At 41.7% G+C, this 21,308-nt stretch carries 22 protein-coding genes; 18 read left to right on the top strand and 4 right to left on the bottom strand.

The window, feature by feature from the left end; translation table 11 throughout:
• Positions 1-26 precede the first annotated feature (26 nt).
• Genes DK924_RS13225 through murA form a run of 7 tightly spaced genes read left to right on the top strand, consistent with a single transcriptional unit; the run spans position 27 to position 4,693 of the window.
• Complete coding sequence (locus DK924_RS13225) at positions 27-842, top strand: ATP-binding cassette domain-containing protein (protein ID WP_109875414.1); 816 nt, start codon at positions 27-29, stop codon at positions 840-842.
• Complete coding sequence (gene mlaE / locus DK924_RS13220) at positions 842-1,621, top strand: lipid asymmetry maintenance ABC transporter permease subunit MlaE (RefSeq protein WP_008115536.1); 780 nt, start codon at positions 842-844, stop codon at positions 1,619-1,621. The genes DK924_RS13225 and mlaE overlap by 1 nt, the downstream gene beginning before the upstream one ends.
• Positions 1,622-1,635: 14 nt before the next feature.
• Positions 1,636-2,184 carry an outer membrane lipid asymmetry maintenance protein MlaD gene (gene mlaD / locus DK924_RS13215; RefSeq protein ID WP_008115537.1) on the top strand — a complete coding sequence of 183 codons (549 nt, stop codon included), beginning with the start codon at positions 1,636-1,638 and terminating at the stop codon, positions 2,182-2,184.
• 5 nt (positions 2,185-2,189) lie between these two features.
• A complete protein-coding gene (locus DK924_RS13210; protein ID WP_010390574.1) occupies positions 2,190-2,870 on the top strand; it encodes a phospholipid-binding protein MlaC in 681 nt (226 codons plus the stop codon).
• Positions 2,863-3,156 (top strand): lipid asymmetry maintenance protein MlaB, encoded by a 294-nt coding sequence (locus DK924_RS13205; protein WP_010390575.1) that lies wholly within the window; start codon positions 2,863-2,865, stop codon positions 3,154-3,156. Before DK924_RS13210 ends, DK924_RS13205 begins: the two co-directional genes overlap by 8 nt.
• 5 nt (positions 3,157-3,161) lie before the next feature.
• Entirely contained in the window at positions 3,162-3,419 is a 258-nt protein-coding gene (locus tag DK924_RS13200) for a BolA family protein (RefSeq protein WP_007378312.1), read from the top strand.
• Between the two features lie 14 nt (positions 3,420-3,433).
• Positions 3,434-4,693, top strand: a complete 1,260-nt coding sequence (gene murA, locus DK924_RS13195) for a UDP-N-acetylglucosamine 1-carboxyvinyltransferase (RefSeq protein WP_109875413.1) — start codon at positions 3,434-3,436, stop codon at positions 4,691-4,693.
• A 91-nt stretch (positions 4,694-4,784) separates the two neighbouring features.
• On the opposite strand, the gene DK924_RS13190 is transcribed toward murA, so the two are convergent.
• The 3 genes from DK924_RS13190 to DK924_RS13180 form a co-directional block, all read right to left on the bottom strand.
• On the bottom strand, positions 4,785-5,867 hold the full coding sequence (locus tag DK924_RS13190) for a trypsin-like peptidase domain-containing protein (protein ID WP_075170489.1): 1,083 nt from the start codon (positions 5,865-5,867) through the stop codon (positions 4,785-4,787).
• Positions 5,868-5,954: 87 nt separating this feature from the next.
• Entirely contained in the window at positions 5,955-7,307 is a 1,353-nt protein-coding gene (locus DK924_RS13185) for a Do family serine endopeptidase (protein WP_054202364.1), read from the bottom strand.
• Positions 7,308-7,429: 122 nt separating this feature from the next.
• Entirely contained in the window at positions 7,430-7,864 is a 435-nt protein-coding gene (locus tag DK924_RS13180) for a YhcB family protein (RefSeq protein ID WP_008115546.1), read from the bottom strand.
• Positions 7,865-7,985: 121 nt separating this feature from the next.
• Here DK924_RS13180 and zapE point away from each other — a divergent pair, with 121 nt between their 5' ends.
• Positions 7,986-9,074 (top strand): cell division protein ZapE, encoded by a 1,089-nt coding sequence (gene zapE, locus DK924_RS13175; RefSeq protein ID WP_109875412.1) that lies wholly within the window; start codon positions 7,986-7,988, stop codon positions 9,072-9,074.
• A gap of 127 nt (positions 9,075-9,201) precedes the next feature.
• Here zapE and gorA read toward each other — a convergent pair whose 3' ends face one another.
• A complete protein-coding gene (gene gorA, locus DK924_RS13170) occupies positions 9,202-10,563 on the bottom strand; it encodes a glutathione-disulfide reductase (RefSeq protein ID WP_109875411.1) in 1,362 nt (453 codons plus the stop codon).
• A 230-nt stretch (positions 10,564-10,793) separates the two neighbouring features.
• Between gorA and prlC the strand changes: the two genes are divergently transcribed.
• The 10 genes from prlC to hscA all read left to right on the top strand — a co-directional run bounded on the left by prlC (position 10,794) and on the right by hscA (position 21,302).
• Positions 10,794-12,845 (top strand): oligopeptidase A, encoded by a 2,052-nt coding sequence (gene prlC, locus DK924_RS13165; protein WP_010390585.1) that lies wholly within the window; start codon positions 10,794-10,796, stop codon positions 12,843-12,845.
• Positions 12,846-13,007: 162 nt separating this feature from the next.
• Positions 13,008-14,186, top strand: coding sequence for a PleD family two-component system response regulator (locus DK924_RS13160; RefSeq protein WP_109875410.1), 1,179 nt, complete (start codon positions 13,008-13,010; stop codon positions 14,184-14,186).
• Positions 14,187-14,251: 65 nt separating this feature from the next.
• Positions 14,252-15,007, top strand: a complete 756-nt coding sequence (locus DK924_RS13155) for a class I SAM-dependent methyltransferase (protein WP_109875409.1) — start codon at positions 14,252-14,254, stop codon at positions 15,005-15,007.
• A 357-nt stretch (positions 15,008-15,364) separates the two neighbouring features.
• Positions 15,365-16,090: a tRNA (cytosine(32)/uridine(32)-2'-O)-methyltransferase TrmJ gene (gene trmJ, locus DK924_RS13150; RefSeq protein WP_109875408.1), complete on the top strand. Its 726-nt coding sequence runs from the start codon at positions 15,365-15,367 to the stop codon at positions 16,088-16,090.
• A gap of 202 nt (positions 16,091-16,292) precedes the next feature.
• On the top strand, positions 16,293-16,784 hold the full coding sequence (iscR, locus tag DK924_RS13145; RefSeq protein WP_008113921.1) for a Fe-S cluster assembly transcriptional regulator IscR: 492 nt from the start codon (positions 16,293-16,295) through the stop codon (positions 16,782-16,784).
• 24 nt (positions 16,785-16,808) lie between these two features.
• Positions 16,809-18,026 carry an IscS subfamily cysteine desulfurase gene (locus DK924_RS13140; RefSeq protein WP_008113922.1) on the top strand — a complete coding sequence of 406 codons (1,218 nt, stop codon included), beginning with the start codon at positions 16,809-16,811 and terminating at the stop codon, positions 18,024-18,026.
• 40 nt (positions 18,027-18,066) lie between these two features.
• Positions 18,067-18,450: a Fe-S cluster assembly scaffold IscU gene (iscU, locus tag DK924_RS13135; RefSeq protein WP_054202356.1), complete on the top strand. Its 384-nt coding sequence runs from the start codon at positions 18,067-18,069 to the stop codon at positions 18,448-18,450.
• A gap of 9 nt (positions 18,451-18,459) precedes the next feature.
• The gene (gene iscA / locus DK924_RS13130) at positions 18,460-18,783 is read left to right on the top strand and encodes an iron-sulfur cluster assembly protein IscA (RefSeq protein WP_008113924.1); all 324 of its coding nucleotides are present in this window, start codon (positions 18,460-18,462) and stop codon (positions 18,781-18,783) included.
• A gap of 86 nt (positions 18,784-18,869) precedes the next feature.
• Positions 18,870-19,397 carry a co-chaperone HscB gene (gene hscB / locus DK924_RS13125; RefSeq protein WP_109875407.1) on the top strand — a complete coding sequence of 176 codons (528 nt, stop codon included), beginning with the start codon at positions 18,870-18,872 and terminating at the stop codon, positions 19,395-19,397.
• Positions 19,398-19,439: 42 nt separating this feature from the next.
• Complete coding sequence (gene hscA, locus DK924_RS13120; protein WP_109875406.1) at positions 19,440-21,302, top strand: Fe-S protein assembly chaperone HscA; 1,863 nt, start codon at positions 19,440-19,442, stop codon at positions 21,300-21,302.
• The last annotated feature ends 6 nt before the right edge of the window (positions 21,303-21,308 follow it).

Genomic DNA, 21,308 nt, shown 5'->3' with positions numbered 1-21,308 from the left:
AAATAGAAATATGAGAGAATATTGTTATGGAGAGCGACTTGTCGCAATCAATAGTAGAAGTCAAGGATGTTACCTTTTCTAGAGGCGATAGGGTCATATACAAAAATATGAGCTTTGATGTCCCAGAAGGTAAAATTACTGCCATTATGGGGCCAAGCGGAATTGGCAAAACCACGATGCTGCGCTTAATTGGTGGCCAGCTCAAACCCGACTCCGGTGATATTTTATTTAAAAAAGACAGCATAGTCGCCATGTCCCGTAAAGAGCTCTACGCGGCACGTAAACGTATGAGTATGTTATTTCAAAGCGGTGCTTTATTTACCGATATGTCGGTATTCGACAATATCGCATTTCCTATCCGCGAGCATACACAACTCAGTGAAGACTTAATCCGTTTAGTGGTTTTAATGAAACTACAAGCAGTTGGCTTACGTGGTGCTAAAGATTTAATGCCTTCAGAGTTATCTGGTGGTATGGCACGTCGCGCAGCCTTGGCTCGCTCTATAGCGCTTGATCCTGAGCTAATTATGTATGATGAGCCTTTTGCAGGACAAGATCCCATTTCAATGGGAGTGTTGGTTAAGCTGATTAAGTCATTAAATGAAGTACTTGGTTTATCTTCTTTAATTGTTACGCACGATGTGAGTGAAGTAATGAGCATTGCCGACCACGTTATTATTATTGCCGATCAAGGTGTGATTGGTAGCGGCACGCCAGATGAAATGCGTAAGCACGAATCACCACTTGTGCAACAATTTTTGAAAGGATTATCAGATGGGCCTGTACCATTTCATTATCCAGCACAAACCTATGCAGATGAACTGTTAGGAGAGTCGCAGTAATGTTGGATTTACTACAAAAAATAGGCCATAAAACGCTGGGTCGATTTGCAGCACTCGGGCGTTCAACACAAATGTTGGCAAGTGCATTATGGCATTTACCCAATTTTAAAAAAGGTACGCCTCTGCTGGTGCGCCAACTCTACATGGTTGGCTCACAGTCATTATTGATCATTGTTGTGTCAGGATTGTTTATCGGCATGGTTCTAGCGCTGCAAGGTTATACCGTTTTAGTTGATTATGGTGCAGAAGATAGCCTAGGCCCGTTAGTAGCGCTTAGCTTGTTACGTGAGCTTGGACCCGTAGTTACTGCGTTATTATTTGCAGGCAGAGCAGGCAGTGCGTTAACCGCTGAAATCGGCTTAATGAAAGCCACCGAGCAGTTATCGTCGCTAGAGATGATGGCTATTGACCCGCTTAGGCGTATTATTGCGCCGCGATTTTGGGCTGGCTTAATTAGTATGCCGTTATTGGCGTTAATTTTTTCAGCGGTCGCTATTATTGGTGCTCACTTAGTCGGTGTTGATTGGCTAGGCGTTGATACCGGAAGTTTTTGGTCAATAATGCAAGCCCAGGTCTCGTTTGAAAAAGATATACTAAACGGTTTAATTAAAAGTATCGTATTTGCGATTGTTGTGACTTGGATTGCGCTTTATAAAGGGTATGACTGTATTCCTACATCAGAAGGTATCAGCAAGGCAACAACAGAAACAGTGGTGCATTCATCACTGGCGGTATTAGGTTTTGACTTTATTTTGACAGCGGTAATGTTTACTAGCTAATAGGGTATTAAATAATGAATTCACGGAAATTAGAAATTTTAGTTGGTTTTTTTGTCGCGCTGGGTATCTTGGCATTTTCAATGCTAGCGCTTAAAGTGGCCAATTCAGGTATTAGCGGCTCAGGTGAAACCTACACATTAAACGCCAAGTTTGAAAATATAGGCTCATTAAAAACTCGCGCGCCTATTAAAGTAGGGGGAGTTGTTATTGGTCGTGTCGAGTCAATTTATGTTCACCCGCAAGAGTTTTTACCAGTAGTAAATATGAGTATTGATGCGCAGTATTTATGTCGTTTTTCAGATACCAGCTCTATCTCAATTTTAACCTCGGGTATTTTAGGTGAGCAATATTTAGGTATTAACCCTGTGATCGCCTCGGATTCAGCTAAGCAACGTTGTTTAGGCGAAGATGTTGCAAACAGTGCACAAGACCAAGCTATTGATGATTTATTTGGGGTGCAAAGCAAAGCATTAGCAAGTGGCGACTCAATCACTGATACCAAATCGGCATTGGTACTTGAAGAATTAATTGGCCAGTTCTTATTCAACCAAGGTAGTGAGTAATTATTATGTTGAAAACATTTTTAGTAAGTATTGCGCTGGTAAGTTTAATGCTATTACAAAGCGTGCAAGCAGCAGAAGTAAAATTAACTGATCCTAATAAAATGGTACGTCAAGTTGCTGACAATACCTTTGCACGAATTACCCAAGATCAACCATTAATAGTAAAAGATAAAGAACATTTACGTGTTATTGTTGAAGAAGAGTTAATGCCGTACATCGACTACAAATATGCAGCACTAAGAGTGTTAGGTAGCGAAGTGTCTAAGGTACGCGCAATTACCGACAAGGCAGAAAAAGCAAAAGCAATTGAAGATATTCAGCGTTTTATTGGTGCGTTTAGAGAGTATTTAGTTGCCACCTATGCCGGTGTATTTACCCAATACACTAATCAACAAGTTGAATTTGCTGCCGAGCAACCGTTTAAAGGTAAAGACGTGGTGGTGGTAAAAACCAAAATTGTTGAAGCGGGTAAACCTGATATAAAAATTGATTTTAAAGTACGTGAAGACCGAAGCGGTGAGTGGCGCGCTTACGACATGATTGCTGAAGGTATTAGTTTACTTGATGCAAAACAAAGTGAACTTCAGGGTATTTTACGCCAACAAGGTATTGACCATGTTAGCGGCCTATTAGAGCAAAAAAGTAAGCTACCGGTTCAGTTTAGAGGCAGCGATACAAATGAGTAAATTGGCAATCAGCCAAGTTGATGAGCAGCATTTACGAGTTACTGGTGAATTGACTCATAACTCAATTGGCAATGAACGGCTTCTGAACACTAAGCGACAAACTAAGCATAAAACCCTTTATTTTGACCTAACTGAGGTCACAAGGGTTGACACAGCCGGCTTAGCTTGGTTAATTCACTCTTTTACAGAATTTAAGCAGCAAGGTATTCGCCTTGAATTGCAAAACCCACCTGAACAACTGCAAAATCTTATGCAGTTGGGTCAGGTTACAACCCTATTTGAGTGAGAGTTATGGAAACGAGTCAAGTCGAAACATTATTACGCGACGAGCTTCAGTTAGCTGAAGTACATGTAAAAGCCAATGGCAGTCATTATGAAGTAATTGCAGTTGGTGAATGCTTTGACGGATTAAGTCGTGTTAAAAAGCAACAGTTAGTGTATGGCCCATTAATGAATACTATTTCAGATGGTACCATTCACGCTGTTTCTATCCGCGCTTTTACTCCGACTGAGTGGAAACGTGAGCAAAAATTCATTTTACCGCAATAAATAAGGCCCCTTAGATGGATCAATTTGTAATTCAAGGTGGCACTTCGCTGGCTGGTGAAGTAACTATTTCTGGCGCTAAAAATGCGGCACTGCCTATTTTATTTGCAGCCTTATTACCCGAGGGTAAAAGTACCTTTACTAATGTACCGCGCCTTCGCGATATTATAACTACTGAAGCTTTATTAAAAACCTTAGGCGCTGATGTTCAGTGGCAAGGTGATTCACTTATTATTGATGGTGTAACGGTAAATAGTACGTTAGCGCCTTATGAATTAGTAAAGCAAATGCGCGCATCAGTGCTCGCACTTGGGCCTTTAGTGGCTCGTTTTGGTGAGGCTCAAGTATCTTTGCCGGGTGGCTGTGCTATTGGTGCACGCCCAGTTGATATTCATATTCAAGGTTTAGAGCGCATGGGCGCGCAAATAACTGTGGAAAATGGTTATATTAATGCCAAAGTAGATGGACGCTTAAAAGGCGCTGAAATTTTCATGGAAATGATCAGTGTCGGTGCTACCGAAAACTTACTCATGGCGGCAACGCTTGCAGATGGCAAAACTGTTTTAGAAAATGCAGCGCGCGAGCCCGAAATCATCGATTTAGCTAATTGCTTAATTGCAATGGGCGCTAAAATTACTGGTGCAGGTTCTAGCCGTATTGAGATTGAAGGGGTTGAGCGCCTATCAGGTTGTGAGCACCGCATATTACCGGATCGTATTGAAACCGGTACCTTCTTAGTTGCCGCCGCGATGGCCGGTGGCGAAGTACTATGTAAAATGACCGACTTTCATTCACTTGAGCCGGTAATTGAAAAACTGCGTGCAACCAATGCGTTACTAGAAGTGCATGAGGATAGTATTTATCTTGATATGCGAGGCCGAGAGCTTAAAGCGGTTAATATTAAAACTATGCCGCACCCAGGTTTTCCAACCGACATGCAAGCTCAATTTACCGCTTTAAATGTAGTGGCTAACGGCAGTGCGACCATTACCGAAACTATTTTTGAAAATCGTTTTATGCATGTACCTGAGCTACAGCGTATGGGCGCTAATATTCGTCTTGAAGGCAATACGGCTTTTTGTGGTGAAACACAAAGCTTATCGGGTGCGCAGGTTATGGCAACCGATTTACGAGCATCAGCAAGCCTTATTTTAACGGGAATTGTGGCTCAAGGTGAAACGGTTGTTGATCGTATTTATCATGTAGATAGAGGTTATCAGCGTATTGAAGATAAACTCAGTGCGTTAGGTGCTAACATCAAACGCAAAAGCAATTAGTTATATTAATACATTTATTATTCTAACGCATAAAAAACGCGATTATATATCGCGTTTTTTTATGCCTTATGTCAAAGGGTAAACAAGCGCTTTATAGCTTGGTTTCGAGCTCGGCTACTTTCACCATTATTTTTTGTATTTTACCGTTACGGTATAGCTCAAACTCAATTTCTTTACCTGGCTCGGTACTGCCAATCTTTTTTAATACATTTTGTGGATTAGCCACTGAAAGCCCAGCAATTTTAATTACAATATCTTGCTCTTCTATACCCGCCTGCCATGCAGGACCTAGAGGGTCGAGATTGGTAATACGCATGCCTGCGACAGGCGTTAGGCTATCATTGACCTCTTTGCCCGTACTATCCACTGCTGTGCCTTCAAAGCCCAAGTAACCCCGTACAACCCGTCCATGGCGAATAAGTTTACCCATAACTTCTTTAGCAAGGGTGTAGGGTACGGCAAAAAATATTCCCTGAATGTTTAAGTTCTCACGGGTTTTAAATTGGGCTGAGGTGATCCCTACTAAATCGCCATTAGAATTTACCAGCGCTCCTCCCGAATTGCCCACATTAATAGCGGCATCCATTTGCAATAAGTTATTGTAAGGACTGTCGGTAATTTTTTGCTTACCAGTAGCGCTAATGATCCCCTGAGTAATTGTTTGCCCTAAATTTAATGGATTCCCGATTGCTAACACCAAATCGCCCACATTCGTGGTGTAGTTGTCATTAACAGGAATAACAGGGAGGTGGTTGGCATTTATTTTTAATAATGCTAAATCGGTAATGGTATCAAAGCCAATAAGTTGTACATCAAAAAAACGTCTCCCATCGGTAAGAATCACCAGTATTTGATCGGCATTATTGATCACATGGTAGTTTGTCAATATATAGCCATCGGGTGACATGATCACGCCAGATCCTAACTCTTGCACCGTATTTTGGCGCTTGTAGCGTGGCTCTTTTGAAATGCTTTCTGAAAAAATAGTGACAACCGATGGTGCCGCGCGTTTAACCGCATCCGAAAAGCTTAAATGGCTTGTGGTCATTGCGCTTGGCAGGGGAACATTAGGTAGTAATGCAGTGCGCATGTTAGGGCTGAAAAAAACCACTAAAAAAGCAATGCCTAAACCGGCAAACAAAGGAGGAAGTACAAATTTTAGAAGTTTTAGCACGGTATTCTTATTGTTAGTGAGCAATCCCTTTATGATGGCACAAAAAAAATAACAGCGGCAAGTGCCGCTGTTACTTTTATTGTATTATTACTGAATTAATACAAAGATAGACTCGCGTCCGCGTTTAACACCTAACACAATATTACCTTGAATATCGTCGATAATTTGGTTCATGTCGCGAATGCTTTCTACCCGTTGACGGTTTACTTGCACAATAACATCGCCTTCTTCGAGGCCAACCCGTGCTGATGGTGAACGAGGATCGACAGAGGTTACTTCAATACCTTTCATTTTGTTTTTCTTCACGTTTTCAAGTGTTGCACCTTGGAATGCTGGGTGTAACTCTTCACCTGCCGCTGTAATTCCTGATGCGCCATCTAGGGTAACTTCGACGTTTTTAACTTTACCGTCACGGTAAATTCCTAGCTGTACTTCACGGCCTTCACCTAAAGTGGCAATTTTGCTTCGTAGTTCATGGAAGCCACTAATTTCACTGCCATTAATGCTAATAATCACATCGCCTGCTTTAATACCGGCTTTGCTGGCAGCTGTGTCATCGAGTACCTGCATAACGTAAGCGCCTTGTTTAACATCAAGCTGCTGTGCTTTGGCAAGGCCTGCATCAAGAGGGCGGCCTGAAATACCTAGCGAGCCACGGCGTACTTCACCATGCTCTACAATTTGATCAACAAGGTTTTTCATCATGTTTGATGGAATAGCAAAACCAATCCCCACATTACCACCCGATGCACCTAAAATAGCGGTATTAATACCAATTAACTCACCGTTTAAATTAACTAAAGCGCCACCTGAGTTGCCTTGGTTAATCGCGGCATCGGTTTGAATGAAATCTTCGTAGCCTTCAATATTTAAACCACTACGGCCTAATGCGCTAACAATACCTGAGGTAACGGTGTGGCTTAAACCAAAAGGGTTACCAATAGCTACAGCAAAATCACCGACACGTAAGTCATCTGAGTTAGCAAGTTTTACCGCGGTTAATTCATCTGCGTCTATTTGTAGTAGCGCAATATCAGACTCTTTATCGCTACCAATTTTTGTTGCATCATATTCGCGACCATCTTCGAGGGTAACCACCATTTTTTCGGCGTCTTGTACTACATGGTTGTTAGTAACCACATAGCCTTTATCGGCATCAATAATAACTCCAGAGCCTAAACCACTAAACTGTCGCTTTTGGCTACGTGGCTGCGGGTTGCCAAAAAAGAAATCGAGTGGGTCACCACGTCGACGCACTTCTTTAGAGCCTGAAACCTGAATACTCACTACACCTGGCGTGATTTGCTCAAGCATAGGGGCAAGTGTTGGTAATTGTTGACCATTAACGGCAACCGGCAACTTAGCAAACGAGGCGGTTGGACTTAATAATAAGCTAGTAGATAAAATAGCAGCACTGATAAGTGATAATTTCATTTTCATAGTCAGGGTTTACTCCACTTAAAAAGCAAAAGGCTGCAATAAGCAGCCTCAAAAAAGTATATCAGTAAGATAAAACAACAAAGCTGTTATATCTAAAGACTATGGGGTCAAAAAAAAGTTCATCAAGATGCTTTAGAAGTATTCACATCACCTGCAAATAAACCTGACTTACCCGACACATAATCCGCTGGTTGGGCATCGGCGTTTGAGCGATCTGAACTACGTTCTTTTAATGACGCTTGTAATTGCTCTGTGGTTTCTTTTGAGAAAAACGGCTCAGCAGGGGCTTTATTTCTGTCTTCGAGTAACAGTTGATTGGTTTCTTCAACATGACTTAATAACTGATCGTAGTTTTCTTTCATTTTGTTTACTAACTTACCAGTATTCGCCAAATGGTCGGCAACATCTTGGCGATACTGCTCAAGTGAATGCTTAGCTTGCTCTGCTTGTTGCTCTAACTCATCTTGCTTAAACTGTTTTTTAGTGACAAAGGCACCAACGAAAAATGCAGCAATAGCAACCACTATCACTAAACCTACCCATGTAAATGTACCCATAAATTCACCTCTATGCGAAAATAACTAAAAAATTAAAATGCTACTAAGTCTAATATACCCTGAGTATTGATGCGTGTTAATATGCTTTACAAATTAAACTGTGTTTTAACTGTAAATAGATATGACTCCTTGGCAAACATACCAGCAAGACCTTCAACGCGATGACTTTGTACATGACGCAGCACAAGAAAATGCAGTTCGTCATTTACAGCGTTTATACGACGATTTAACACAAGCAAAACCACAATCTAAAGGTTTTTTTGCAAAGCTTTTTAATAAAGCAGAGCCAGCTCCAATTAAAGGTTTATACTTTTGGGGTGGTGTAGGCCGTGGTAAAACTTACCTTGTTGATACTTTTTATGAAGCGTTACCGGGTGATAGAAAAATGCGAGTGCATTTTCACCGCTTTATGCACCGAGTACACGATGAACTTAAAAAGTTAAATAACACTGCCAACCCTTTAGAAACAGTAGCCGATATTTTCAAAGCAGAAACAGACATAATTTGTTTTGATGAATTTTTTGTTCAAGACATTACCGACGCTATGTTGCTCGGTGGTTTAATGGAAGCATTATTCGCTCGCGGTATTGTACTGGTTGCCACGTCAAATATTATACCTGACGACTTATACCGCAATGGTTTACAGCGTGCCCGTTTTTTACCAGCTATTGCCTTAGTGAATAAGCATACTGAAATAGTTAATGTAGATTCAGGCATTGATTACCGATTACGTACTCTTGAGCAAGCAGAAATTTTTCATAGCCCGCTTGATGAACAAGCCGATAAAAACCTATTCGAATATTTTGACAAGCTCTCGCCAGAAGTCGGTAAACTAAATACCCCAATAGAAATAGAAGGGCGGATGATCAACACTCGCAAAGTATCTGACTGCATCGTTATGTTTGAATTTAGCGAACTGTGTGAAACTGCCCGTAGCCAAGTTGATTACATGGAAATAAGCCGGTTATATAACACGGTGATTTTATCTAATGTAAAACAGCTAGGGCAAAATAATGATGATGCAGCAAGGCGCTTTATTGCGTTAGTAGATGAATTTTATGAGCGTAATGTAACGTTAATTATCTCTGCAGAAAAACCGATTACCGAGCTCTATACGCAAGGCAATTTAAACTTTGAATTTAAACGCTGTATTAGTCGCTTACAAGAAATGCAATCGTTAGAGTATTTGGCCCGAGAGCATTTAGCTTAAAATACGAAGGTTAGCGGGCGACGGGCTGCGGGTCTCGAGCAAAACATCTAACTTCTAAATAAAAAACCTTGCGATGTTAACCGCAAGGTTTTTTTATTTCTCGAACCTCGAACCTCGAACCTCGAACTTATCTCATGGTAACAAACTCTTCAGAGCCGGTTGGGTGTAGTGCGACGACCGCATCAAAATCTGCTTTAGTTGCGCCCATTTTCATGGCGACTGCAAAACCCTGAATCATTTCATCAACGGTAAAACCAATACCGTGTAAGCCCACAACTTTTTCATCATCGCCTGCACACACTAACATCATATTACAGGCTTGGCGGTGCTGAGTAACTGCGGTGTACATAGCCGCAAAGCTTGATTTATATACTTTTACATTTTCGCCGCCGTACTGAGAAATCGCTTCTTGCTCAGTTAAACCAATTGTGCCGATAGGTGGGTGGCTAAATACTACGGTTGGTACTAGGTTGTAGTCCATTTTTAAATCGTTCGGCAATTCTTTATTAAATAAACGCTCCGATAGAGTACGACCCGCTTTAACAGCAACTGGTGTAAGCTCAATACCATTTTCGATAATATCACCCACAGCGTATACATTTTCAGATGTGGTGTTTTGGTATTCATCTACTTTTACATAACCGCTTTCGTTTACTTCTACGCCTGCTGCAGCAAGGTTAATTTTATCGGTTGTTGGCGTGCGGCCTATAGCCCAAATAACCTGATCAACATTTTCGCTGTAACCATTCTCAAAATGAATCGTTAAGCTGCCATCAGCCTCTTTTACCACTTCTTTTGGTGAACACTCAGTGTGCAGTGTTGGGCCTTCTTTTGCCATAATATCAACCAGTGTGTCGATAATGTATGGGTCAAAGGTACGCAGTGGCTTGCTCTTACGAACAAATAAGTGAGTTTGTGTACCTAAGCTGTGTAAAACACCGGCAATTTCTACGGCAATATAACCGGCACCAACAACAGCAACACGTTTAGGTTGTTCGTTCAGCTCAAAAAAACCGTTTGAATCAATACCGTGTTCAGCACCTGGAATATTAGGAATCGTAGGGCGTCCGCCTACGGCAACTAAAATGTGATCGGCAGTATAGTGTTCGCCATCTACTTCAACGGTTTTACTATCAACAAACTTTGCAAAACCTTTGATCACAGTTACGCCATTTTTAGCTAAACCATTATCATAGCCTTTGTGAATACGGCCAATATAGGCTTCACGGCTTTCTACTAGTTTTGACCAATCAAAGCCTTTAACTTCAACATCAAAACCGTAATCAGGAGCATAAAGATTAATTGCTTCAGCAACTTGAGCGCCATGCCACATTACTTTTTTAGGAACACACCCTACGTTTACGCAGGTGCCACCCATGTGTTTAGCTTCAATTAATGCTACTTTTGCGCCACGCATTGCTGCACGGTTAGCTGATGCAATACCACCACTACCGCCACCAATTGCAATGTAATCAAAATGCTGAGCCATGTTTAATCCTCTAAATGTGTTTAACAATGTTTTACCGATAATATCATATGCGATGAACAAGTCACTTGTTCGGGGCTGCTAAAATCTCTACCATCAAACGAAAACCAAGCTAGTTAAGATCAAGGTATCAGCAGTAGAGCGTATATTAAGCTAAGAGCTGAACACTTCCCCTTGTATTTACGTATTTTGCCCCAACTTCATTTTTATATTTGCACAAACTGAGAATGACTATGAGCAATGCACAAACAAATCCCCTAATCGGGCTTGAAGGTTTACCGCCTTTTTCAAAAATAAAGCCAGAGCATGTTGTCCCGGCACTAAAAAAAGGTATTGAGCACTGTCGCAGTGCAATTGATGATGTATTAGCAAAGCAATCATACACCTGGAATGATTTAGTATTACCCCTTGAAGAAGCTGACGATAAACTATCGCGATTATTTTCACCGGTATCACATTTAAACTCGGTGATGAACAACGATGAACTTCGCGAAGCTTATGAGCAGTGTTTACCGCTTATTTCTGAATATTCTACTTTTGTTGGCCAACATCAAGGCTTATATGAGGCTTACAGCGCGCTTTATAATAGCGATGAATTCAAAACACTCACTACCGCTCAGCAAAAAACCGTTACCAACGCATTGCGTGACTTTAAGCTTTCAGGCATTGCACTAAATCCTGAGCAGCAAAAACGCTACGGTGAAATTAGTGCGCGTTTATCAGAGCTTGCTTCAAAATTTGGTAATAATGTGATGGATGCCACGCTTGCATGGCATAAGCATATTACCGATGAAAGCCAACTAGCGGGTTTACCAGAGTCAGCACTGGCATTAGCGGCCGATACAGCAAAAAGTAAAGACTTAGAAGGCTGGGTATTCACTCTCGATTTCCCTTCTTACTTACCTATAATGACTTACGCAGACGACCGTGAACTTCGCAAAGAAACATACACCGCGTTTTCTACTCGTGCATCCGATCAAGGGCCAAATGCGGGTGAGTTCGATAACTCAGCGATTATGAGTGAAGAACTGGCACTGCGTCATGAGTTAGCACAATTACTAGGCTTTAATAATTACGCCGAAAAATCGTTAGCTACAAAAATGGCAGAATCACCTGCACAGGTATTTTCATTTTTAGAAGATTTAGCCGCTAAATCTAAGCCACAAGCAGAGCAAGAGCTTAAAGAGTTGCAACAATATGCAGAGCAACAGCACGGTATTAGTGAACTACAGGCATGGGACTTTGGTTATTACAGCGAAAAGCTAAAGCAAGAAAAATACGCGATTTCAGATGAAGTATTACGCCCATACTTCCCTGCCGATAAAGTGCTTAGTGGTTTGTTCGAAACCGTTAACCGCTTATTTGGTATTACAGTTAAAGAACAAAAAGACATCGATACTTATCATAAAGATGTGCGCTTTTTTGAAATTTACGATAGCAACAATACTTTACGTGGTCGTTTCTACTTAGATTTATACGCCCGTGACCACAAGCGTGGTGGTGCGTGGATGGATGACTGTATGGGTCGTAAAGTGCGTGCTAATGGTGAACTTCAAACACCAGTTGCTTACTTAGTATGTAACTTTAATAAAGCGATTGGCGATAAGCCTGCTTTGTTTACCCATAATGAAGTAACCACACTGTTCCATGAGTTTGGTCACGGCATTCACCACATGTTAACTCAAGTAGATGCAGCGCCTGTTGCTGGTATTAATGGTGTAGCATGGGATGCCGTTGAATTGCCAAGTCAGTTTTTAGAAAACTGGTGTTACGAAGAAGAAGCCCTAAGCTTTATTTCAGGCCACTTCGAAACCGGTGAGCCATTACCAAAAGAGCTACTAGATAAACTATTGGCCGCTAAAAATTACAACTCAGGTATGCAAATGCTAAGGCAACTTGAGTTCTCGTTATTCGATTTTAAAATTCACCATGACTACGTGGCAGACAAACCATGTAACATTCAAGCTGTACTTGATGATGTACGCAGTCGTACCTCAGTCATTAAGCCGCCAGCGTTTAACCGTTTTCAGCATGGCTTTAGTCATATTTTTGCGGGCGGTTACAGTGCAGGCTATTACTCGTATAAATGGGCTGAAGTACTTTCGGCTGATGCCTACTCTAAATTTGAAGAAGAGGGGATTTTTAATCCACAAACTGGCCAAGCGTTTATGCAGCATATTCTTGAAAAAGGCGGCAGCGAAGAGCCAATGGCACTGTTTAAAAACTTCCGCGGTCGTGAGCCAAGTGTAGATGCACTTCTGCGCCACAGCGGCATCGCCGCTTAGGGTCTGTTGATTTTTGCGGATTAAAATATAATTACAAAAGCGCCCCAGAGGCGCTTTTTTATTGCCTAAAACACAGTGCTGTTAAAGAATATTTTGAATAAATTTTAGTAGTTTTAACATGGCGTACTATGCTTTGAACAAAGTACTAAAAGGGACTAACGCATGGCAAAGTTAATACTGGCAATTGATGACGATAAATTAATGCACCATATTATTGAAGAATCTTTAGCTGGGTTTTGCAAAGTGATCCACGCCAAAAATGGTGAAGATGGCATAAGACAAGCGATTAAATATAACCCCGATATTATTTTGCTTGATGTTGAAATGCCGGGCATGTCTGGTTATGAGGTTTGCCAAACTATTAAACAAAATAAAGCCACAACAGATATTCCGGTAATGTTTTTATCATCCAAAGTGGGGCAAGCTGAACGTATTAAAGGGTTTAGTGTTGGCGGGGCTGACTACATTTTGAAGCCTTTTAACGCACAGGAGTTGATGGCACGCATTAAAATTCTTTACCAGTATCGCAAGCAGTGTGCAACACTGCAGTATGATATAGCAAAGGCCAATAAAACAGCTGAAATGGCGATGATTGAGACCGGTGACATGGGGCGCATTATGCGTTTTGTTTGTCAAAGCTATCATGCCGATAATTTAGAATTATTAAGTGAATACTTTTTAGGTTTTTTTACTCCATTACACCTCAATGTCGTGGTTGTTTTTTGGCAGAATAACCAGGGAATGTTTTATAGCCAAGAAACAGGTGTATGCCCATTAGAGCAAGAGCTACTCATACAGCATAAAAATGCAGAACGCTTTGTTGATATTGGTCATAGTACTATTATTAATTACCCTAATATTTCACTATTAATTAAAAATATGCCTGTAGATACGCCATCACTTTATGGCCGCTATAAAGATTTATTTCCGCATATTTTAGAAGTAACTAACGAAAAAGTAGTTACTATACAGCAGCACCAATATCGACTAATGCGCGACAATGAGCTAACCCTTGCTTTTAAAGATATTGTTGCCCAGCTTAAAAATCAAAACGCCATGCAAACGAGTGCAATTAGCCTGCTTACAGAGCAGCTTGAGCAACTCCAATCGCTAATGCAAACACACAACGAGATATCAACTTCGCAATTTAATGAGCAAATAACTCAGCTTAGTCATACATCACAGCAGCTGGTTGCAACCACTAATGATTTAGCCTTTATTAAGCACCAGCTAAAAACAACCACTCAACAGCGTGATGACTTAATTACTCAAACACAACTAAGTAAACAACAAACGCAGCCAGAACCTGAGAGTGAAAATAACGATATTGAGTTGTTTTAAACTAGAGATCGTATATTGGCTTTGTTTGGGTATAATAACGGTGAAATTTATCATCGGAGTGTGAAGTGGTTATACAGTGTGCGTTTAAAGAGTGTCGACCTTATTTAAATGAGTTAGAAGCACGCTTTGGGCTTGCTCAATGGGCAGAGCAAAGCAGTGGTTTTAGCTTGCATTACGATGATAAAGGACTAAGCCTGTATAAAACTGACGAGCCAAAATTAGGTGCTATTAACGTAGACTTTGTAACTGGTGCCGTTGCACATAGGCGTAAATTTGGTGGTGGTAAAGGGCAATCAATTGCCAAAGCAGTTGGTCTTAACAAGGGCGCAACGCCAGTGGTACTCGATGCCACAGCAGGCCTTGGGCGTGATGGTTTTGTGTTAGCCTCATTAGGCTGTAAAGTAATTTTACATGAGCGCCATCCCGTGGTTGCTGCACTGTTATATGATGGCTTACAACGTGCTTATAACGATAGTGAAATTGGCCCATGGATGCAGCAAAATATGAGCCTTATCTTTGGCTCAAGCCATACTTTACTTGCTCAATGTGACAGCATGCCCGATGTGGTTTACCTTGATCCAATGTTCCCGCACCGTGAAAAATCAGCGCTGGTTAAAAAAGAAATGCGGGTATTCCAAGACTTAGTGGGTGGCGATACCGACGCCGATGATTTACTCGAGTTTGCTTACCCACTTGCCAGTAAGCGTGTAGTGGTTAAACGTCCCGATTACGCGCCATTTTTAAATGATAAAACCCCGAGTATGCAAATCAAAACCAAGAAAAACCGCTTTGATGTGTATGTAAAAGCCGCGATGGTTTAAGTTAACGGGCTACGAGTGACGGGCTTCGAGCCTAAAACGTGAGCGAGGTAAACTAAGGCTGATGGGGTGGCGCACACTATTTTGTAGGCGGGGCTTTATGCCGCGCATAGGGTAAAGGCTCCGAGGGTATAATTAATGTTGTGTAACTGCCAATTATAATTTGCTCTATCAAGAGTTGAAGTTTTAGGTGATGAATAAATAAATGACGAATTGCGTTTTAATTAATACCAAACACAATCCTGCCGAACCCCGAACCCCGAACTGATCTTTTAGATCTCGACTATTGAATATAGGATCTCAGCGCGTTTTCATGCTAGAATTTGCGCAATTTTTTTGTACTCGATAAGTAGCACTGTAATGATCTTAGATGATATCCGCATCGTTTTAGTAAACACATCACATTCTGGCAATATTGGTTCTGCGGCACGTGCCATGAAAACCATGGGATTATCAAAGTTATACCTTGTAGATCCTGCCTGTGAAATAGATAGCCATGCCAGCGCACTGGCTGCAGGTGCTACAGATGTACTTGGTAATGCTGTTGTTGTTGATACGGTTGCCGATGCCATTGCTGATTGTGCATTAACTATTGGTACTAGCGCCCGTTCGCGTACATTGTCGTGGCCTATGGTTGAGCCGCGTGAATGTGGTGAAAAGCTTGTTGGCGAAGCTGTAAATGGCCCTGTTGCACTTGTATTTGGTCGTGAAAACAGTGGCTTAACAAACGAAGAATTACAACTGTGTAATTACCATGTGTGTATTCCTGCTAACCCAGAATACAGCTCGCTAAATTTAGCGATGGCAGTACAAACCTTATGTTATGAAACGCGTATGGCATTTTTAAATCAACAGCCTAAAGCGGAACAACAAGAAGACGAAACCCTATATCCATCGTCTAAACAAACAGAGCTGTTTTACGAACACCTTGAAGAGACCTTGTTTAAAACAGGCTTCATCATTAAGCAGCACCCAGGCATGGTAATGACTAAGCTACGTCGCTTGTTTAATCGTGCTCGCCCTGAAGATGCTGAAATGAACATATTACGAGGTATTCTTACCTCAATTAATAAGTCTATAAAATAGCAATTAGTTATAAATAGCGTCCTTTATTACTCCACTAATACTTGACTAAATTACTCAGGTAATTACAATAGACCCAATACTTGACCAAAAAAGTCGGGTATTACAAGTTTATCGGTGGCCGTTTGAGGCTAGCCAATCAGGATAATACTTGACTAATCTACTCTGGTAATTAAAATTTGCACTCTTTTGTGCGGGGGGCGTTATGAAGTTAACATCAAAAGGCAGATATGCCGTTACAGCCATGCTGGATGTTGCACTACATGCAAATATAGGCCCTGTAGCGCTTGCAGATATTTCGCAGCGCCAAGAAATTTCTTTGTCTTATCTTGAGCAGTTATTCGCCCGTTTACGTAAGAATGGGCTAGTGAGTTCTGTTCGAGGTCCTGGTGGGGGCTATTTACTAGGACGTGAGGCCGATGTAATTTCAGTTGGCGATGTTATCAATGCGGTAGATGAATCTGTTGACGCTACACGGTGTCAGCGAAGCAATACTGGTTGTCAAAGTGGCATGCGTTGTTTAACCCATACATTGTGGTCAGACTTAAGCGCACGAATTGAAGAATTTTTAAATAATATTACCTTAGCTGAACTGGTTGAAAAGTCGGACGTTAAAGCGGTCGCTCTTCGCCAAGAAAACAGCGTTAATGATGCAATTAAGCAGTTGGAAAATATTCAAGTAAGCTGTCAACTTTAAGGTTGACCTGCAGCGGAGAGAGAAATGAAGTTACCGATTTATTTAGATTACGCAGCAACTACGCCCGTTGACGAACGAGTTGCCAAAGAAATGATGCAGTGCCTGACTATGGACGGTAATTTTGGTAATCCAGCATCGCGTTCACACCGTTTTGGTTGGCAAGCTGAAGAAGTCGTTGACCAAGCACGTACTGATATTGCCGATTTAATTAATGCAGACCCACGTGAAATTGTATTCACATCGGGTGCAACAGAATCAAATAACCTTGCTATTAAAGGTGCAGCTCAGTTTTACAAGAAAAAAGGTAAGCATGTTATTACCGCTAAAACTGAACACAAAGCAGTTATCGACACATGTCGTGAGCTTGAGCGTCAAGGGTTTGAAGTAACTTATATGGACGTTGAAGAAAACGGCCTACTTGATCTGCAAAAATTAGCAGATACGATGCGTGACGACACTGTGCTTGTAAGCATTATGCATGTAAATAACGAGCTAGGTGTAATCCAAGACATCAACACTATTGGTGAAATGTGTCGCGAACGTAAAATTATGTTCCACGTAGATGCAGCACAAAGCGCAGGTAAAGTTTTAATCGATGTGCAACAAACCAAAGTAGATTTCATGTCATTCTCGGCGCACAAAGTATACGGCCCTAAAGGCGTAGGTGCTTTGTATGTTCGTCGTAAACCACGTGCACGTTTAGAAGCACAAATGCACGGTGGCGGCCATGAACGTGGTATGCGTTCTGGTACATTAGCGACCCATCAGTTAGTAGGTATGGGCGCAGCATTTAGAATTGCAAAACAAGATTTTGAAAAAGATCACGCACACATCAGTGCGTTACGTAAACGCCTAATCGACGGCATTTTAACAGATATGGACGAAGTGTACTTTAACGGCACACAAGACCAATCAGTACCTGGTATTGTTAATATCAGCTTTAACTTTGTTGAAGGTGAGTCGTTACTAATGGCCGTTAAAGATATTGCGGTATCGTCAGGTTCAGCCTGTACATCTGCAAGTTTAGAACCTTCTTACGTATTACGTGCATTAGGCCGCAACGACGAATTAGCACATAGTTCAATTCGTTTTAGTATTGGCCGTTTTACCACAGAAGAAGAGATTGATTACACCGTTGAGCTAATGAAAAACTCGATTGGCCGTTTACGTGAAATGTCTCCTCTTTGGGAAATGCACCAAGAAGGTGTTGATTTAGATTCAGTTGAATGGGCACACCACTAATTAGTGGAGCCCATACCTAGCAGGTAGTGAGGATAGAATTATGGCTTACAGTGATAAAGTAATCGACCACGTAGAAAACCCACGTAACGTAGGTGCTCTAGATAAAAACGATCCGTCAGTGGCAACGGGTATGGTAGGCGCACCAGCATGTGGTGACGTAATGAAACTGCAAATTAAAGTGTCTGCAGAAGGCGTGATTGAAGATGCAAAATTCAAAACGTACGGCTGTGGTAGTGCAATTGCTTCATCTTCACTGGTAACAGAGTGGGTTAAAGGCAAAACACTAGACGAAGCGTCTACTATCAAAAATACCGATATCAGCGCAGAGCTAGAATTACCACCAGTGAAAATTCACTGTTCAATTTTAGCAGAAGATGCAATTCAAGCAGCAATTGCAGATTACAAAAGCAAACATACAAACTAAGAGATATTCATGGCAGTGACATTGACAGATGCGGCAGCAAACCGCGTACAATCATTTTTAGCAAACCGTGGTAAAGGCATAGGCCTGCGAGTTGGCATTAAAACGACGGGCTGTTCAGGTCTTGCTTATGTATTAGAGTTTGTTGATGAGCTAAACGATGATGATGAAACATTTGCGGCCAAAGGCGTTACCTTAATTGTTGACGCTAAAAGCTTAGTTTATATCGACGGCACTGAGCTCGACTACACTAAAGAAGGCTTAAATGAAGGGTTTAAATTTAACAACCCTAATCAAGCTGATGAGTGTGGTTGTGGCGAAAGCTTTACCGTTTAAGCTCAAACTTGTTTTGAATACCTAAGCTACTTGGGTATAACTAAGCCCTGCCAATTAATGTAGGGCTTTGTCATTTGTGAGAAGTTATGCGTTATTTTGAGTTATTTGCAATTCCCGTTGACTACAATATTGATTTAGCAACGATCAACAAGCACTACTTAGAACTTCAACGTGCTGTTCACCCTGATCGCCATGCTAATGCTAGCAGTCGTGATAAATTAATGGCCGTACAAAGTACTGCCGAAATTAATGATGCACTGCAAACACTTAAGCATCCCGTTAAACGTGCAGAATATATGCTGAGCGAGCTAGGCGTAGATATTCGTGCTGAGCAGCAAACATTGCAAGATCCCATGTTTTTAATGCAGCAAATGGAGCTTCGCGAAGAACTTGAAGAGTTAGCGAGCGCAAGCGATCCTGATTCTGCTATTGATCATTTTGAAAAACAAATAAAGCAGCTTGATCAGCAATACAGTGCGCAATTGGCAGAGCAGTTAGCAAGTAACGATGCGCAGCAATATCAACAAGCAGCAGACAGTATCCGTAAGCTAAAGTTTGTCTATAAGTTACGCGACGAGCTTGAACGCATTGAAGATAGTTTATTTGACGATTAATTCACTTGCTGCAAAGCGAGCAACACGAGTTTAAAGAGCATTATGGCATTATTGCAAATTGCTGAGCCGGGGCAGAGCGCGGCACCACATGAACATAAATTAGCAATTGGAATTGACTTAGGTACCACGAATTCATTAGTGGCAACCGTACAAAGCGGCGAAGCTCGTACTATTACTGATGAGTCAGGCGAAGCAATGTTGCCGTCTGTAGTGCGTTACCAAGCTGGTGGCATAACCGTGGGTGCAGACGCAATGCAAGCAGCTACACTCGATCCGGTTAATACACTCATTTCAGTTAAGCGCTTTTTAGGTAAAACCCAAGCCGAAATAGAACAAAGCTATGGCCAACTGCCTTATCAATTTTGCGATGATAACGGTGCACTTGCTATAACAACTGAAGCCGGAAAAATCAGCCCAGTAAAAGCATCAAGTCATATTTTAGGTGCCTTAAAAGCACGTGCAGAACAAAGCTTTGGTAATCAAGATATTTTAGGCGCGGTTATCACCGTACCAGCCTATTTCGATGATGCACAGCGCCAAAGCACCAAAGACGCGGCTGAACTTGCCGGCATTAATGTACTGCGTTTATTAAACGAGCCAACTGCAGCTGCTGTTGCCTACGGATTAGACTCAGGGCAAGAAGGCATAATTGCCGTTTATGACTTAGGCGGCGGAACATTTGATATTTCTATACTGCGCTTAAATAAAGGCGTGTTTGAAGTATTGGCTACCGGTGGCGATTCAAGCTTAGGCGGCGATGACTTTGACTCATTATTAGTTGACTACCTCAAACAAGAAACTGGCGTGACGGGCTTATCTCCTTCGGTATTACGTTTATTTATAAATAAAGCCAAAGCCTGTAAAGAAGCACTCAGCCAATACGAAAAAGTAAATGTTGGCCTTGAGTTTGATGATGAAAAATACATGGTTGAAGTAACGCGAGAGAAGTTTAACGAGCTGGCTATGCCACTGGTTAAAAAAACGCTTCGTTCATGTCGTCGTGCAGTAAAAGATGCCGGTATTGAAAACCAAGAAGTACTACAAGTGGTAATGGTTGGCGGTTCAACCCGCATGCCGTTGGTACGTACTCAAGTTGGCGAGTTTTTTGATAAACAACCACTAACTTCAATTGACCCTGATCGTGTTGTTGCTCTGGGTGCCGCATTACAAGCAGACGTATTAATTGGTAACAAGCCAGATTCAGACATGTTATTGCTGGATGTGTTACCGTTGTCGCTAGGACTTGAGACCATGGGTGGCTTGGTTGAAAAAATCATTCCACGCAATACCACTATCCCAGTTGCACGTGCGCAAGAATTTACTACGTTTAAAGATGGTCAAACGGCTATGTCGTTGCATGTATTACAAGGTGAGCGTGAACTGGTTGACGATTGTCGATCGCTGGCAAAGTTCAGCTTAAAAGGCATTCCACCTATGGCGGCGGGAGCGGCGCATATTCGCGTTACCTTTAAAGTAGACGCTGATGGTTTACTAAGCGTATCAGCCATGGAAAAATCAACTGGCGTTCAAGCAGAAATACAAGTAAAACCGTCGTTTGGTTTGTCTGACGACCAAGTTGCTAATATGCTTAAAGAGTCGATGAGTAACGCTAAAGGCGACATGCAAGCGCGTATGCTTAAAGAGCAACAAGTTGAAGCGCTTCGTGTAATAGAAGCAATGGAAGCCTCTTTAGCAGCTGATGGCGATTTACTTGAGTCTGAGCAACTAGCGGCGCTAAAAGTGGAAATAAACGAACTTGCAAAAGTACGCGAGAGTGCACAAGAGCCAAGCGAAATTAAAGCAGCCATTGAAAAAATGGACAATGCGAGTAGTGATTTTGCCGCGCGTAGAATGGATGCATCAATTAAAAAAGCCTTAACAGGCCAGTCAGTAGACAATATATAAGAGAGA

This window comes from Pseudoalteromonas sp. meg-B1 (genome assembly GCF_003173795.1).
Lineage (GTDB): Bacteria > Pseudomonadota > Gammaproteobacteria > Enterobacterales > Alteromonadaceae > Pseudoalteromonas > Pseudoalteromonas undina.
Note: the sequence above shows the minus strand (reverse complement) of the source record. Positions and strands in the feature narration are given on the sequence as shown.

Excerpts from the sequence above, each read along its gene's own strand:
- DK924_RS13140 (WP_008113922.1), top strand. The coding sequence starts at position 16,809 with ATGAAGTTACCGATTTATTTAGATTACGCAGCAACTACGCCCGTTGAC.
- DK924_RS13200 (WP_007378312.1), top strand. The coding sequence starts at position 3,162 with ATGGAAACGAGTCAAGTCGAAACATTATTACGCGACGAGCTTCAGTTA.
- gorA (WP_109875411.1), bottom strand. The coding sequence starts at position 10,563 with ATGGCTCAGCATTTTGATTACATTGCAATTGGTGGCGGTAGTGGTGGT.
- trmJ (WP_109875408.1), top strand. The coding sequence starts at position 15,365 with ATGATCTTAGATGATATCCGCATCGTTTTAGTAAACACATCACATTCT.
- hscB (WP_109875407.1), top strand. The coding sequence starts at position 18,870 with ATGCGTTATTTTGAGTTATTTGCAATTCCCGTTGACTACAATATTGAT.
- DK924_RS13210 (WP_010390574.1), top strand. The coding sequence starts at position 2,190 with ATGTTGAAAACATTTTTAGTAAGTATTGCGCTGGTAAGTTTAATGCTA.
- DK924_RS13180 (WP_008115546.1), bottom strand. The coding sequence starts at position 7,864 with ATGGGTACATTTACATGGGTAGGTTTAGTGATAGTGGTTGCTATTGCT.
- DK924_RS13160 (WP_109875410.1), top strand. The coding sequence starts at position 13,008 with ATGGCAAAGTTAATACTGGCAATTGATGACGATAAATTAATGCACCAT.
- DK924_RS13225 (WP_109875414.1), top strand. The coding sequence starts at position 27 with ATGGAGAGCGACTTGTCGCAATCAATAGTAGAAGTCAAGGATGTTACC.
- zapE (WP_109875412.1), top strand. The coding sequence starts at position 7,986 with ATGACTCCTTGGCAAACATACCAGCAAGACCTTCAACGCGATGACTTT.
- prlC (WP_010390585.1), top strand. The coding sequence starts at position 10,794 with ATGAGCAATGCACAAACAAATCCCCTAATCGGGCTTGAAGGTTTACCG.
- murA (WP_109875413.1), top strand. The coding sequence starts at position 3,434 with ATGGATCAATTTGTAATTCAAGGTGGCACTTCGCTGGCTGGTGAAGTA.
- hscA (WP_109875406.1), top strand. The coding sequence starts at position 19,440 with ATGGCATTATTGCAAATTGCTGAGCCGGGGCAGAGCGCGGCACCACAT.
- iscU (WP_054202356.1), top strand. The coding sequence starts at position 18,067 with ATGGCTTACAGTGATAAAGTAATCGACCACGTAGAAAACCCACGTAAC.
- iscA (WP_008113924.1), top strand. The coding sequence starts at position 18,460 with ATGGCAGTGACATTGACAGATGCGGCAGCAAACCGCGTACAATCATTT.
- mlaE (WP_008115536.1), top strand. The coding sequence starts at position 842 with ATGTTGGATTTACTACAAAAAATAGGCCATAAAACGCTGGGTCGATTT.
- iscR (WP_008113921.1), top strand. The coding sequence starts at position 16,293 with ATGAAGTTAACATCAAAAGGCAGATATGCCGTTACAGCCATGCTGGAT.
- DK924_RS13205 (WP_010390575.1), top strand. The coding sequence starts at position 2,863 with ATGAGTAAATTGGCAATCAGCCAAGTTGATGAGCAGCATTTACGAGTT.
- mlaD (WP_008115537.1), top strand. The coding sequence starts at position 1,636 with ATGAATTCACGGAAATTAGAAATTTTAGTTGGTTTTTTTGTCGCGCTG.
- DK924_RS13185 (WP_054202364.1), bottom strand. The coding sequence starts at position 7,307 with ATGAAAATGAAATTATCACTTATCAGTGCTGCTATTTTATCTACTAGC.